The 13,431-nt window shown below is 65.4% G+C and carries 15 protein-coding genes; 1 reads left to right on the top strand and 14 read right to left on the bottom strand.

What is annotated here, in order from left to right; all coding sequences use genetic code 11:
• The 14 genes from G6N61_RS00715 to G6N61_RS00780 all read right to left on the bottom strand — a co-directional run bounded on the left by G6N61_RS00715 (position 1) and on the right by G6N61_RS00780 (position 11,806).
• On the bottom strand, positions 1 to 1,035 hold the full coding sequence (locus G6N61_RS00715; RefSeq protein WP_163916269.1) for an MsnO8 family LLM class oxidoreductase: 1,035 nt from the start codon (positions 1,033 to 1,035) through the stop codon (positions 1 to 3).
• A gap of 151 nt (positions 1,036 to 1,186) precedes the next feature.
• Positions 1,187 to 1,654: a YbaB/EbfC family nucleoid-associated protein gene (locus G6N61_RS00720; RefSeq protein ID WP_163916271.1), complete on the bottom strand. Its 468-nt coding sequence runs from the start codon at positions 1,652 to 1,654 to the stop codon at positions 1,187 to 1,189.
• Between the two features lie 38 nt (positions 1,655 to 1,692).
• Positions 1,693 to 1,968 carry a type VII secretion target gene (locus G6N61_RS00725; protein WP_235887126.1) on the bottom strand — a complete coding sequence of 92 codons (276 nt, stop codon included), beginning with the start codon at positions 1,966 to 1,968 and terminating at the stop codon, positions 1,693 to 1,695.
• 87 nt (positions 1,969 to 2,055) lie between these two features.
• The gene (locus tag G6N61_RS00730; protein ID WP_163916276.1) at positions 2,056 to 2,409 is read right to left on the bottom strand and encodes a hypothetical protein; all 354 of its coding nucleotides are present in this window, start codon (positions 2,407 to 2,409) and stop codon (positions 2,056 to 2,058) included.
• Positions 2,410 to 2,469: 60 nt separating this feature from the next.
• Positions 2,470 to 3,243: an ESX secretion-associated protein EspG gene (locus G6N61_RS00735; protein WP_163916278.1), complete on the bottom strand. Its 774-nt coding sequence runs from the start codon at positions 3,241 to 3,243 to the stop codon at positions 2,470 to 2,472.
• A gap of 70 nt (positions 3,244 to 3,313) precedes the next feature.
• Positions 3,314 to 5,572, bottom strand: a complete 2,259-nt coding sequence (locus tag G6N61_RS00740) for a hypothetical protein (RefSeq protein WP_163916280.1) — start codon at positions 5,570 to 5,572, stop codon at positions 3,314 to 3,316.
• 40 nt (positions 5,573 to 5,612) lie between these two features.
• Entirely contained in the window at positions 5,613 to 6,095 is a 483-nt protein-coding gene (locus tag G6N61_RS00745; RefSeq protein WP_163916283.1) for a hypothetical protein, read from the bottom strand.
• 66 nt (positions 6,096 to 6,161) lie between these two features.
• Positions 6,162 to 6,446, bottom strand: coding sequence for a hypothetical protein (locus G6N61_RS00750; RefSeq protein WP_163916285.1), 285 nt, complete (start codon positions 6,444 to 6,446; stop codon positions 6,162 to 6,164).
• Positions 6,447 to 6,460: 14 nt separating this feature from the next.
• Positions 6,461 to 6,730, bottom strand: a complete 270-nt coding sequence (locus G6N61_RS00755; RefSeq protein ID WP_163916288.1) for a WXG100 family type VII secretion target — start codon at positions 6,728 to 6,730, stop codon at positions 6,461 to 6,463.
• Between the two features lie 52 nt (positions 6,731 to 6,782).
• Positions 6,783 to 7,604 (bottom strand): ESX secretion-associated protein EspG, encoded by an 822-nt coding sequence (locus G6N61_RS00760; protein WP_163916290.1) that lies wholly within the window; start codon positions 7,602 to 7,604, stop codon positions 6,783 to 6,785.
• Positions 7,601 to 8,680, bottom strand: a complete 1,080-nt coding sequence (locus G6N61_RS00765) for a PPE domain-containing protein (protein WP_163916292.1) — start codon at positions 8,678 to 8,680, stop codon at positions 7,601 to 7,603. The genes G6N61_RS00760 and G6N61_RS00765 overlap by 4 nt, the downstream gene beginning before the upstream one ends.
• A 47-nt stretch (positions 8,681 to 8,727) precedes the next feature.
• On the bottom strand, positions 8,728 to 9,024 hold the full coding sequence (locus G6N61_RS00770) for a PE family protein (protein ID WP_163916294.1): 297 nt from the start codon (positions 9,022 to 9,024) through the stop codon (positions 8,728 to 8,730).
• 22 nt (positions 9,025 to 9,046) lie between these two features.
• Positions 9,047 to 10,432, bottom strand: a complete 1,386-nt coding sequence (locus tag G6N61_RS00775; RefSeq protein ID WP_163916296.1) for a hypothetical protein — start codon at positions 10,430 to 10,432, stop codon at positions 9,047 to 9,049.
• 330 nt (positions 10,433 to 10,762) lie between these two features.
• The gene (locus tag G6N61_RS00780; protein ID WP_456152511.1) at positions 10,763 to 11,806 is read right to left on the bottom strand and encodes a methyltransferase; all 1,044 of its coding nucleotides are present in this window, start codon (positions 11,804 to 11,806) and stop codon (positions 10,763 to 10,765) included.
• 242 nt (positions 11,807 to 12,048) lie between these two features.
• On the opposite strand from G6N61_RS00780, the gene G6N61_RS00785 reads away from it, so the two are divergent.
• Complete coding sequence (locus tag G6N61_RS00785; RefSeq protein ID WP_235887127.1) at positions 12,049 to 13,422, top strand: phosphatase PAP2 family protein; 1,374 nt, start codon at positions 12,049 to 12,051, stop codon at positions 13,420 to 13,422.
• The last annotated feature ends 9 nt before the right edge of the window (positions 13,423 to 13,431 follow it).

A 13,431-nucleotide genomic window follows, 5' to 3' on the forward strand; every position in this document is an offset into this window, starting at 1 on the left:
TCACAACAGCTCTCGAGCCAACAGTTCGAGTGTGGACTCGTTTGTCGGTGCCGTCGCCGGATCCGTTCCACGCCGCTCCGATGCGACGGGGCACACCATCACCTCGTCGATTTGGAATCGCGCCGCCAAGTCACGCAGTTGTTCGGCCGCCTCCTTGGGTGTGCCGACAACGGCGTGGGCGTTGAACTGCTCGAGCGCAGCGGAATTCGTCAACGGGAGACGGACGTCGTGGTCATCGACGAGTTCCACGCGTCCCAATGGCTGACCCGCGGCCTGCCTCGCGAAGAGCAACAACACGGGGACCATCGCCGCCCGGGCGTCAGCTCGGTTGGGTGCGACACTCACCATCGCCGTCAGAACAGCGGTAGGCCGCGCAAGCGGCGTTCGTGCTGTGAAGTGCTGGCGGTAGCGGGAAAGCGCCTCGTGGGTGCCCCCTCTGCCGAAGTGGTGTGCGTAGACGTAGGGCAGGCCCTTGTCTGCGGCCAGCAGCGCCGACGACGGGGAGGACCCCAGTACCCAGATCGGGGGCGTGTTCGTCGCAGCCGGGGTGGCCCTCAGTCGGCCGCGTTCGTCGCCCGCCTCGTGTTCCATGCCGTCCGCGGTCATTATCGTGGCGACGTCGTCGATGTGCTGCCCCAGCGTATCCGCGGCGCCGTCATCTCTTCGGCCACCTCGCAACGCGGCTGTCGCGAGCAGATCCCGCCCGCCGGGCGCTCTGCCGACGCCGAGGTCGATGCGGCCGGGAGCCAATGACTCCAACAACGCGAACTGCTCGGCGACGACCAACGGTGGGTGATTGGGCAGCATGACCCCGCCGGAGCCCAATCGTATTCTCGACGTCCTGGCAGCGAGGTGGGCGATCATCACCGCCGGACTGGTCGAGGCCAGCGCAGACGTGTTGTGATGCTCGGCCGTCCAGAATCGGGTGTAGCCGAGCCTGTCGGCGGTATCGGCGAGACGAACCGTAACGGACAACGCGTCCCGGCTGGACTGATCGGTACGGACGAATGTCAGATCGAGTACGGACAGCCGCATTTCACCATTGTGCCCTGCGCTCGGTGACCCCGTGTCGATCGGAATTCGTTGCGCAACAGGTCTGTTGCCACAACAACAGCCGACGCCGCCGACTGCGACACACGTCCTGACCGCGCCACAGTGGAATACACCGCATCGAGGTCAGAGGTCACTACTCGCGCACGGTGGGAAAGCGCGAGTCCTCACCGAAGTCACGGTCGCCCGGCTGAGCGCTCGTCGGCGGATGCGCTGACATGGCCTGCCTAGCCTTGGCAAAGATGTCTGCGAATTCGGGCACCGCATTGATTCCCGCCGTGAAGGACGTCGACTCCCGGCGTTCACTCAACGGCGCGATCAACTCGGCGGTTTGAGCGTCGACACGTTCCACAGCGGCGCGCGCAGCTTTAGTGACGTGTTGGGCTAGATCCTCGAATTCGAACTCCTCGAGGTAACGCTCGTCGATCACGGTGTCGGTGACGGCCCGCTGAGCGTCGACGGTCACCTCGACCAGTCCATCAGCCGAGGTTCCCGTCGCGGACAGCGCCGCTCGCTTCGCTTGGACGGCCGCAATCTCGCGCATCTGGTCTTCGACCATTGCGGTGATCTCGGTGACGTCATGCCTTAATGCGTCGTTGTCCATCTCGCGATACCACTCCTCGTTGTGATTCCCCGGTCCGGTCATGCGTCGTCGAGGGCTACGAAGGACGCACGAGATGCCACCGTCTGCTCACCGATGGCGGCGTGTGCGCCGGCCACCATCAGCCCGCTTGCCAGATTGTTCGTTTGCGCCGGAGCGTACGCCACCAGATACGGTGCTCCAATCGGGCCGACTGCTGCGGCAACCGCACCCAACATCGCCGCAGCATCAGCGCTGCTGGCGCTCGAAATCTGCTCTGCTGCAGCCTGGTTAGCGGCGGCGAACGCGTCCAATCCTGCGGGAACGACTGACAACATCATTGACACCTTTCTCCATCTCCATTATCTCGCGAGGGCGGTTTCCCACCGTCTGCTGACATCTACAGCACACCGCGAAATCAACTACTACTGAGGTCGACTGCCTCGACCCCCCGGGCGTGCCGCAGGTGTATCGATTGGCGCGGAGGGCACCGTGTCGTCCTGCGCTGCGAACTGCTTGCCCGCCGTGCCGGCCATCTTTGCCAGTTGGTCGAAGAACTCCTTATCGGCACTGAAGGTTCTGTCTACGAATTCAAACAGTTCCTTGTACTGCTCCAGAAATTCGTGCTGCTCGTTTCCAATTGCGTCCTCCGGCGAACCATAAGCGCGGATCTCGTCTTTCGTGGAACTCCACGTGCCTGCGAACACATCGCCGTATTCCTCGAGACTCTGCTGCAACACTCTGAATTCATCGGTTGCGCCACCGAACGATCCCGTCATAGTCCATCTCCTCCTTCGTTGAGCCAATTCGTCGTCGACGCCGCGGATCGGCGTCGCGGGTCAGTAATCGCGGTACTCGCGCAGAGCTTCGATGTCATCGGCGATGAGTGCGTCGATCCTCTCGCGCAGCAGCCGTCTCGTCATCGGAGTCGCGTGCGACTGGTCGTCGGCGTACACGTAATCGCCATCGCCGTCCACGCCGACCCAGATGAGCGCTGGCTTGCTCGGATCCCGTCCCCACTTCTTCGCGGGCTGCCAGTGACTCTGAATCATCGAGTAGACCACGACCTCAGCCGCCGGTACCAGCACCTCCGTCGACGTAGCGCGCCTGTCGCCGATCACGAACTCGTCACTGTCGAAGACATCCTCAGTCCGCGGTGCGTATTCGGGTACCACGATGGCATGGTGCCCACCCGGCTCGGCCAACGGAACCGCCTCCGCGATGGCGGCACCGAGGTCGTACGGTGACACCGTGTACACGTCGACCACGTCCTGCTCGGGTTGCTGCGTGACTAAGAAGCCGAGTTGCTCTGCCCGGTAGGCGAGTACACGTCCGCACGGGATGTCCGCCGGTATGTGCTGGACATGGCACTCCACCCGGATGTCGGCCGTCGAATACGCGGTGACGCACTGCGTGAACGTCCTCAAGTCGCCGTGCCGGAAGCGATCCGATACCGAGGCGGCGTGGGCCTCCGCTTCGTTCGCGCTCGCGAAGCGACCGGGTCTGGTGAACCTCAGCGGAAAGGGTAGGAAGCCTCCACCGTGCAACTTGTTGAGCGCATCGAGGTCGACGAGATCGAGACTTCCCACTTCCTCCACCAATACCGAGCTCACCTACACCACCGCCACCATCCGCCGAATGCGTACCGCGTCGCCGCATTCGGCGCGCCGCCGACTGGTCATGTCACACTCCGCCCGTGACTTGGCCCTGGGGCACCCGCGTGAGTGGCCGGGAAGCGGCCCGTTGCGGTACCCGCGGAGTCGTCTGAGCCGAGGGGGCCGGAGTGCTAGCCGGTTCGGGCCCGTTTTCGGTGCCGTCGTCCCCGATAACGGGAACAACCGGATCGACATCACCGATGAGCTCCTCACCGTTGGCTTTGCGCCGCAACGCCTTATTGGCCTTGTGCTCCTTGCCGGTCGGGCCGCGCTGGCCCCCGCCACCGCCCCCTCCCAAGGGTGCACCACCCGACTGGGCTCCGCTCGCGCCTCCACCGAGTGGGCCCCCTGCCCCGTTGATCGGTTGCGCGGCCGCTCCGGCGGTGGGAGTCGCCACTGGCACCCCGGCCGGTCGTGCCAGATCGTTGGCCCCGTGCGGACCGATTCCGGCACCCGCGCCGCCTCCTCCGCCGTGCGGTCCGATCGCGCTGGCGTCCGGTAGCCCGCTCGGATGTTTGCCGGCGAAGTCCGGCATACCGGGCGGAGTACCGGACGGTGTGTGCCCGCCGCCGAGGGCCTGTTTGAGGGCATCGCCAACCGAACCCAGCCCGGACGAGGCCTGATTGGCCAGTCCCGCTGCGGGATTGGAGACCCCTGGAGAACCGCCGAGACCGGCACCGTGGTTCGCGAGGAGGTTTCCGGGGTCGCCGCCGAGACCGGCCAGCGGACCCGTCTGGGGATCGGAGATCCCTGCGGGCAGGCCCGTTCGCGGGTCGATGACTCCAGGGGGGAGATCGCCGGAGAGATCCGCGTCGGGGTTCACCGACCCTGGTCCGCCGGGTGGCTTGAGGCTCCCCGTGCCGCCCTTGCCGGGCAGGCTCTTGCTTGGATCGCCCAGTCCGGCGGGCAGTCCCGTGTTCGGATCGATCAGTCCGGGGGGCAGACCAGCCGGCGGAATCGCCGACCCGCCATTGCCGGTGGTCCCGGACAACAGGTCATTCGGAACACCACCCGGAAGCCCTGCCAGCGACGGGTCGTCCGGCCCTCCGGGCAAACCTGGTAGCAGGCCGGGGGGCAACGGCGTGTTCAAGCCCCCGTCGGGCCCGCCCGGCGATCCTGCCAGCGACGGGTCGTCCGGTCCGCCGGGCCCATCGGCCAGGTCGGCCAACGAATCACCGAGGCCATCCGGCAAGCCGCCGGATGACGGATCGTTCGGGCCCCCTGGCCCTTCGGGCAGGTCGGCCAACGGATCGCCGAGCCCACCCGGCAAGCCGCCAGGAGAAGGATCGTTCGGTCCGCCGGACAGATCGAGACCGTTGAGGTTCTTCCCCGGATCTCCCAGTGCTGGTAGTCCACCGAGATCGGGACCACCTCCCGGCGGCCCGGCGATGTCGTTGTTGGGCGCCATGTCGGGCAGCGGACCGATGTTCGGCGGCGCTCCCGAGATGGACGGTGGTGGCGGGTCGATCTTCGGCGGCGGATCGATCTTCAGGTCCGGTTGCGGAATGTCCTTCGGGTCTGGTTTCGGAATGTCCTTCGGGTCTGGTTGCGGCCCGGAATTCGTCGGTGGCGGTTTGGGACCATCCGACGGTGTGGTGATTTTCTGCGCGGAGCTGAAGGCTGGGTTGGCGTCCGCGATGGCCTGGGTGTTGGGTTTGTAGATCTTGTTCATCACGGCGGTAGCCAAATCGTCGAACGCAGCGTCGATGACGTCCCAGGAATGCGGGAACTGCAGCCGCATCCACCACTTGTCGAAGTTGTTGTGGTCGGAGAAGTACCACTTGGTCTGAAACATCGTCTTGTCGAACGCCTCCAACAGGATCCCCAGGGTGTCCGAGCCCTTGGACATGGCGTCCAACTCGACGAGTGACTGAGTCAGATTGGCCATTGCTGCGTCATGGGTCTTGCCTTCCCACTGGTTTACGGTTTCGCCCTTCAGACCCGCCAGCCAGTTGGTCATGTCCTCGTGCACGCCGTTCAGTTCCTTCGCAACGTCACGAAACAGCGCACCACGCGCTGAGGCCACATCACCGTCGACATCCTGAAAGTGGGTGTACATCTCGTCCCATGAGACGGTGCTGAAGTCCTCCATGAAGAGATTTACCGGATTCGGTGCACCCGAGCTGGCCTTCAGATCGTGGGCGCTCGACTCGAAATCCTTAATGTCGTCCCCGTGCCACGTGCCGGTCCAGTCCGTACCCGTGACCCCGCCGGCTCCGGTGGCGTCGTTGCCGGCTCTCTTGTTGTCGGCTTTTCTGTCGGCTCCGAACCGCTTGTCACCACCCATAACCCGTTTCCTTCAGCGCCTGGCAGCCGACGAGGCTGATTCAGCTGTTTTTGATGATTCGGTCAGCGGCCGCGTTCACCGTATTGACGAAGGCGTCCAAATAGTTTAGGTAGTTGGTCATGGTTTTCTGAATTCCGTCGTGACCAGTCACGTCGTTCTCGAGGTTCTTGGCGGTTTGGATCGCCGAACCCAGACTTCCGACTCGCCCCACCTCCGGGGGGTGGGAGATCCGCTGATGCTGAGTTTCGACTAGACCTCTGTAGTAATTGATCGTATCGACGTACCACTTTCTGGTGGCCTCGTTGAGCTTCACGTCCGGCTTGCCGTGCTTCGCCAAGTCGTTGATCACGGTGCCTAGGTCGTCGATATTCGACGGGGCGCCCGGCGGTTTCTGGCCACCTCCCGCGCCCGGCTGCGGCGTGCCGACGCCGGGGGCTGGCGTCCCAGTACCCGGAGGCGGAGTGCTATTGCCGGAGTTGTCGGAATCGGGCTTGTCATCGCTTCCGGAGGAGGTGTCGCTCACGTGATCTCTCTCGTCGTGGTGGCGATCGTAGGTTGGGCCCGGCACTGAGCCGGGCCCAGCCTCCGATCAGAATGCTGCGGCGTTGGCCCGGTCCAGGGACTGCATGGCGTCCTGCTGGTCCTGCGCGAACTTCTGAGTGTTGGACACGTCGTTCAAGGCGTCGTCGAGCATTGCACTGACCTTCTGGTGTGCCTGATTCAGTGCGGTTGCGCCGTCACCTTCGTACACCGTCAGCAGCGTGGTGAACACGTTGTCGATGTCGGTCCGCACCTCCTGAATGGCGTTGATGTTGTGCGCGACGTCACCGATTGACTGATGGTTCTGGGCGAAGTTGTACTGGATCTCGGTCATGAGGGGCGGGCTCCTTAGTTGTTGTCTTGGTTGGAGATCGAACGGATGTGGGTCGAACCCTTTTCGACGACGTCGTTGAGGGTGTTGATGATCTGGTTGAAGTCCTCGTGCTGTTGGGCCGAGGTCTTGCCGTAGTTGGTGGCGCTGTGGCCCATCCAGGCCGCCGCCAGCATGGCCTGCTGCGTGTCCTCGATCTGGCGCATCTTCGCGACGGCCTGATCGCGCGCGTCGGTGATCTGGGAGATCTTGGCGTCGGCGTCCGCTGGGGTGAGTGAAACGGTCATCTTGGTGTCGCTCTTCCTTTCCTGGTGGTGGCCAGACCGGGACGTTCCCGGTCTAATTCCACGTTGTTGTTCCGATGGACGGAGTCCAACGTTGAGGGGACAGCTCGACCAGCTGCTCGATCGCCTGGGTGAAGGCGTGATCCGTTCCCGCTTTCAGCGTCGCCCACAACTCACCGCTCGGGGATGCACTGGGCGACGATATGATTCGACCCCGCCTGGTGTAGAAGACGGCGACGGCACCGGGGCAGCGCGCCATCCTGTCCTCGAAGTCGGTGATCGCGTGGTAGACGACTTCGGCGAACGCCTCGCGAGCTCCCAGCGCGGCGCCCAAGGTCATCGCGGTGGCCGGCTCCACTCCCATGGCGCGGATGGAATCCGCCAACTCGAGCGAGTCGTGGGTTCCGGATAGGCGCTCGGCCATCTCGGTCAGCGGCGCACCCACCGAGGCGACGAGAGCGGCCCGTGCCTTCGGCAATTGGGCCAGCAGTAACGATGCCGCCTTGGTCGCGCCGACGTCCGAGCCGACTGCTCGAAGGACGACGTCGTCGCCGATTCGTCGTCCGAGTGCACACGCGTCGCCGCGACGGGCGACGGTGATGCGGACGAAGCCATCGGGCGTCACGAACCGCATCGCCAACTCGCGGTCCGGCCGGCGAAGTGTCTGCAGGATGCCTGCCAGATCGGGATGAACCGCGTCACCGTCGAGGAGCTTGGCCGTCCGCAGAGCTCGGCACGCGCGGTCGACGACCACCGGCTGTCGCCGACCTCTCGGAATCGCCAGTACCACCGGAAGCGTGTCCACACCGACCAGTGTTGCGGCGGCGGCACACTCATCCACGGTGAGGGTGAACTCGGGCGCAAGGGCGGTTGTCACAACGTCAGCTCCCTGTCTGCGCCGATGACCGCCGGGGCCGCCCAGTGATCCGACACCTGCTCCAGCGTCGAGCCCTGCTGGTGGGCGAACTGGTCCACGTCGGGTCCGCCGGCGGCGAGGCCGTCGTCGAATCCCGTGGCATCCCAACTCACGTTCACGAACGGCGCGTCATGGGACGACGTGACCGGTATCCACGACGCGTCGGATGACGACAACGAGGATCCCGACTCTGCACCACCGTCGGCCGGTCCGCCCACGATCGACGAATGGTGTTCGCGGTCAGCGGAGCCTCGGGCCATGGCCCCCATCGGTCCGTATCCACCGCCGAGGCCCGCTCCGCCGGACGTGGCGCCACTGGCGGCGGTGCTGGAGGTGACGGCTTTGGTGGAGGTGCCCGCCACAGCTTGAGAGCGAAAGGGGGCCAGCGGGATTGGTGCTGGCGCGGGCATTCCCGACGTACCGCCTGCACCACCGCCGGCGGCGGCGTCTTCCGCGTTCGTGTCCGATGCGCGCTCCGCATCCAACGCTCTACTGGTGCACACGTCGGGCGGCGGGGGCTGCAACCAGGGCGCGGCCAGCGCGCTGTTCGCATCCTCGTACTGATACATCACGGCGGCCGCATTGGCCTGCGTCCGCGTTGCGGCTTCGTCGAATTCGGCGAAGCGTCCGTCGAGAACGGCACCGTTGTAAGCCGCGAGTGAACCCATGATATCGCTGACCGTCCTGGCCTGAACGGCCTCGGAAACGCTCGGCATCGCCAACACCGCGACGCTGTAGGCCACCGCGGACTGCTCGGCCTGCTCGCCGTTGCCCGCCGCACTGAGACTCGCGGCCGCAAGCCACTGACCGAAGTCGTCGAGCTTTCGCGCTACGGCGTCTCCGCCCTGGGAAACGAACGCGCTCTTGATCTTTGCGACGGTTGCGACGTAATCGTTGTGAATGGCTGCCAATTCGTCGGCCACGCGCACCCAGGCTGCGCCGGTTTGCCCGATCGACGTCGGGCCCGAGCCCTCGGTCAAGTCCCGAGCCAGTACTTCGGCGCTACGCGACTCCCACGAAACACTGGTGAATGCCATGTCGTTACCTCCTTCCGGCGCCTGGTCGTCCCTTGTCGAGCCGTCTCTCAGACGGCGAAGCCCTCTTCGGCCGCCATCACGGAATCGGTGTGGGCACGCAGTGTCGCCGCCACCTGTCGTAGCTCGACGATGCCTTGGTCGATCGATTCTCCGAACGACGTCGACACGGCCTCGAGGGTCGTCGCCGCGTGCGTCGACACTTCGTCGCGACCCGCCGGCGTCGTAGCCAGGTTGGACCGTTCGGTAGCCATCAGGTCGTCGATGCGATTGGCCAAGTCGTCGAGTTGCCTGGCCGCGTCCGACACCTCCGTCGGCTGCATCTGAAGTCCATCGTTGTTCGCCATCTTCGAACTCCCTTCGTGTTGTTTAAATCCGCAAATCAACATCTGGTCGAGACTTGACCGCCTCGCCGACGACGGCAGGGCCCACCTCGGCGGTGTCGTCGCCGACCAGCGCGTCGCCCTGGTCGGTGGTGTGCAGGAACGACGCGGCGTTGTGGTTGGTGTCCTTGCCCCCGGACGTGCGCTGTCCCATCGGCATTCCGCCCATCGGCATTCCGCCCAGCCCGGCCGATTCCACCGCCGTGGCACCGCGGGTGACATGCGGGCTGGTGCTGTCGCCGTGGGGCGCGGACAACGACGTCGACCGCGCGGGGGTGATCTCGGCACCGCGATGCCCGAGTCCGGGACCGGCCCCGATCCCGCGCGGTGGGATCGCCGCTGCGCCGTCGACTTTGGGCGGCGGAGGTTGACCACCGTCGGGCGGACGCGCCGCCGCACCACCGCTTCGAGTGGCGTCGGTCGCGGCGCCCACCCCTTGCATGATCGGCGAAATCATTCCGGTGGCGGCTTGCATCATCGGCCCCAACGCCCCGGATAGCCCCTGGCCGGCGATCGCACCGGTTGGAGCCGCCAGCGCGGACCGCGCCCCCGTCATCGAGGCTTCACCTGCGCCGTTCGCCACGGCGTTCACCGGCACCTGGTTGCCCACGCCGGCCACGTGTGCGGCGTGGGTGGCGACGGTGCCCTGCGTTTCGGTGATCACCTCGTCGGTCTCGGTGACGGCCTCGTTAGCCGCCTGGATCGCTGCCGCCATGCCCCACGGGAAGACGATGTTCGGGCCGATGGCTGCGATCTTCGCCGTGAACTCGGAGATGATGGTCATCAGGCGCATTCGGGCCTGGGCCACCGTCGCCGCCACGGCCGTAACGCTCTGGCTCAGCTGACCGGATTGGCTGGCCACCTTGGCGCCGTCTTCCATCGCGGTCACCGCCTTGCCGGTGGCGGCCGTTCCGGCGGCGCCCTGCCACACCGAAGCCAACTGTGAGACGGCCGGTCCGATCGACTGTGCCGCCGACTGCAGAGCCTGCGAGAGACCGCCGAAGATCTGCGTCGGGTCCATGCCGCCCAGCTGACCCGAGCCCAGGGTGCCGAGCGCGTCGGTAACCGGTTGGATCAACTGCATGGGGTCGAACGGGGTCTGGGCGCCACCAGCGGGTGGGGGGACGTCGGTATTGCTCGCACCCTGCTCGGGGGCCGGCGGCGGAGCAGCCGGTGACGGCGCAGCGCCGGACGCGGGTAATCCCAGACGTGAAAGGATGTCGCTGACCGGCCGATTCAGATAGTCACCGAGAATCGCTTCGTGTGCGTTGATGAGTGGGTGGGGATCGGGCGCGGGCGCTGCCGCGGGGATGCTCGCGTGCTTGGTGGGACTCAGCGCGTGCGCGTTAGCCGGGGATGACACATCAGCCATGGCGAACACCTGCGCGAGCGGGCCCCGCCGCCGCGAACACGACGACGTCTTTTCTTTGCGGACAACACGTTGTCGCGTTCACGTTGCGTACCAGCAATTCTCGCTGCGCACAGGACACTCCATTCACCTGGTGGCTCACGGACTTCAGATCGAGGAGCAAGGACGAATAGCCCTCCCCCGCTTCGTTGCTCCCCATGTTAGGTCGCGGGAGGACCCGACACAGCCTCCGACATATGCGAATTGTTTCCCTTTGGAATAGACAGATCGAATGTCACCGTATTGACGTCCGTACCGCGGGGCTTCAGAAGACAGTCGCACGACGGCGGTCACTCAGAGCGCGACGCTTTCGATAACTCCCTGCGGAGGACTGTCGTTGGATACCGAGATACGTTGCAGACCAGCCCTTTTCAACAGTTCGTCGTACTCGGTGATGGAACGCTCCCTGCCGCCGGTGACGACCAGCATGTTGAGGTCCATCAGCGCTGCGACGCCGGGATCGTTGCTCTCCCCGACGATCATCTCGATGATCACGACTCGAGCGCCGGGCCGCATCGCCTCACGACAACGGGAGAGGATCTGAACGCACCGGTCGTCGTCCCAGTCATGCAGAATGAACTTCAGCAGATAGAGATCGCCGGCGGGCACACCCTCGAAGAAGTCGCCTCCGATGACCTGGATGTGGTCGCTCTCCCCTGACTCCGCGACCACCGGCGCCACGGCGGTTGCGACGTCAGGACGGTCGAAGACGACGCCGCGCAGGCCGGGGTTGGCGACTCGAAGCTCCCGAAGCAGAGCGCCGTTGGCACCCCCCACGTCGATGGCCAGCCCGACTCCTTCGGTGTCGATGACGCGCGCGAGGTCGATGGCCCACAGACCGGTCAAACTCTCCATGTAGGCAGTGAACTCCTCGGCCTCCACGGGATTCTGCGCCAGGTAGTCGAAACTGGGCATCCCCAGCTTCGCCTCACTTTGGCACTGTCCTGTTCGCGCCGCACCGGGGAGGCCCGACCACGGCGTCCAGTGAGAGTTGTTGGTGGCTCCGAGCGCCATCCCGCGCAGAGATCGCGGTGCTGAAGACTGCAGGGTCTCCGTCAACGGAGTCCCATGATGACGCCCGTCAGCGTCGACCTCGATGAGCCCGTAGACGATTCCCGTCCGCAGCAAACGCGCGACGACCACCGGCTCGGCGCCGGTCCGCTCGGCGATCTCGTCGGTGCTCCGCGGGCCGTCCGCGAGGTGATCGGCGATGCTCAGTTCCACGAAGGTGCGGACGATCTGACTGGCGAAGTAACCGTAGATCATGTCGGCCATCTGTTGATGCGACTCGCGTGACTTCGCCCAACGCCACGGCTTGTTACCCGTAACCTGCTGCACGACTGCGCCTTTCTCGAACGGAGGGTGGGGATCAACCTACGCGCCGTCGGGCGTCTTCTTGCCGCTGCACATGAATGGATCTTTAGTGGCACCCGTCGTCTCGCGAATGACTCGTCGGTGTTTCTTATCGTATTCTCGCCCAGCGTCTTTGCGCGTGGTTGAGTAACAGTAGTGCGCGACGAGCGCTCGAGTCCTCCCGGGCTGACCTCTCAGCCGTCCCCTCGACATGTTTCGGAGCTTCCGTGAGAATACGCGTAATGGGTCTGGGCGCGGTCGTGTGCTTGGGCGTGTTGGTGAGCACCGGCACGGCCAACGCTCAGGACACGACCAGCATGCGCGCCCTTCGCGGCCTGGTGCCCGTGAGTGCGCTCAACACGACCGACGCCGGTCGCGCCGCGCTGGCGCGCAACTTCGAAGTCACCGGCGCCATCCAGAACGGAACGAACGGCCAGCCGACGCTGCTGCCCTTCACCGAGCAACAGCAACTGGCACTGCGCGACGCCTTCATCACGGACGGTAACGCGTTCGAGCTGGCCGACGGTCTGGGTACCAGTCTGGGTGACTCGTACCAGACGGTCACGTCGTACACCCGCGGCGACGACGGGAAGGTCGGCTACACCAATGTCTCGCCCGCCGTCGCCGACCTGATCGCATTCACCTCGGCCACCACCAAGGCGGATTCCAATGCGGGCAAGTACTTCTTCGCCAACGCGACGACCGACGGGACGACGCCCGTCGGCGCAGCGGAGATGGCGATCATGCGGGAAGTGGGCGGAGTCACCGACGTCTTCGGCAGGGCCTACAACACGCCTGCCGGCAGCGAGAACGCCGACAGCCACGGAAATTCCCGTCCTTTCCAAACCGAACCGCACCTACTCACCTTCAGTGGAAAGGACTTCTTCGGCGACGACTCCGACAACGAAACGTGGCTACGCGGTCCGGCCCAGAATCTGGTGGACAGCCCGTCCTATCCCAGCGGTCACACCACGCACGGATACACCGAATCTCTGCTGTTGGCGTTGTTGGTGCCCGAGCGCTACCCGGAGATGATGGCGCGTGCCGCCGAGTACGGCAACAACCGCATCATCATCGGCGCGCACTACGCGATGGACGTACTCGGGGGTAGGACGCTGGCCACCTACGACGTCGCACAGTTGCTGGCGAACAAGTCCCATTACGTCGGCGTCGAGCGGGGCGGCGTCCGGATCGACGACTTCCAACAGGCGCTGACCGCGGCGCGATCAGACCTCACGTCAGCCCTGGCGGGCGCATGCGGGCACCCGGTGGCGGTGTGTGCGGACGACGACCGGAGTCGCTTCGCCAACCCCGACGCCAGCGCCGCATTCGTCGAGACCACCCAGACCTACGGGTTGCCGGTCGTCCACGCGCAGCAAGCTGACGCCGAGGTCGATGTCGGCAAGATCGCTCCCGAGGCCGGATACCTGCTGACGGCGGCGTATCCCTATCTCTCGCTCGAACGGGCCGATGCCATCCTCACCGACACGCTGGGTCCGGGCGGCGGCTTCCTGGATGACGGCAACGCCTTCGGGGTGTACTCGCGCCTCGACCTGTACCGCGCGGCGCGTGAGGCCATCGCGGCCGCACCGCCGCGATAACGCGGCCGG

The sequence above is a fragment of the Mycolicibacterium arabiense genome, assembly GCF_010731815.2.
Classification (GTDB): Bacteria; Actinomycetota; Actinomycetes; order Mycobacteriales; family Mycobacteriaceae; genus Mycobacterium; species Mycobacterium arabiense.

What these genes read in the sequence shown, in the direction of transcription:
- G6N61_RS00715 (WP_163916269.1), bottom strand. Translation starts at nt 1,035, where the DNA reads ATGCGGCTGTCCGTACTCGATCTGACATTCGTCCGTACCGATCAGTCC.
- G6N61_RS00720 (WP_163916271.1), bottom strand. Translation starts at nt 1,654, where the DNA reads ATGGACAACGACGCATTAAGGCATGACGTCACCGAGATCACCGCAATG.
- G6N61_RS00725 (WP_235887126.1), bottom strand. Translation starts at nt 1,968, where the DNA reads ATGTTGTCAGTCGTTCCCGCAGGATTGGACGCGTTCGCCGCCGCTAAC.
- G6N61_RS00730 (WP_163916276.1), bottom strand. Translation starts at nt 2,409, where the DNA reads ATGACGGGATCGTTCGGTGGCGCAACCGATGAATTCAGAGTGTTGCAG.
- G6N61_RS00740 (WP_163916280.1), bottom strand. Translation starts at nt 5,572, where the DNA reads ATGGGTGGTGACAAGCGGTTCGGAGCCGACAGAAAAGCCGACAACAAG.
- G6N61_RS00750 (WP_163916285.1), bottom strand. Translation starts at nt 6,446, where the DNA reads ATGACCGAGATCCAGTACAACTTCGCCCAGAACCATCAGTCAATCGGT.
- G6N61_RS00755 (WP_163916288.1), bottom strand. Translation starts at nt 6,730, where the DNA reads ATGACCGTTTCACTCACCCCAGCGGACGCCGACGCCAAGATCTCCCAG.
- G6N61_RS00765 (WP_163916292.1), bottom strand. Translation starts at nt 8,680, where the DNA reads ATGGCATTCACCAGTGTTTCGTGGGAGTCGCGTAGCGCCGAAGTACTG.
- G6N61_RS00770 (WP_163916294.1), bottom strand. Translation starts at nt 9,024, where the DNA reads ATGGCGAACAACGATGGACTTCAGATGCAGCCGACGGAGGTGTCGGAC.
- G6N61_RS00775 (WP_163916296.1), bottom strand. Translation starts at nt 10,432, where the DNA reads ATGGCTGATGTGTCATCCCCGGCTAACGCGCACGCGCTGAGTCCCACC.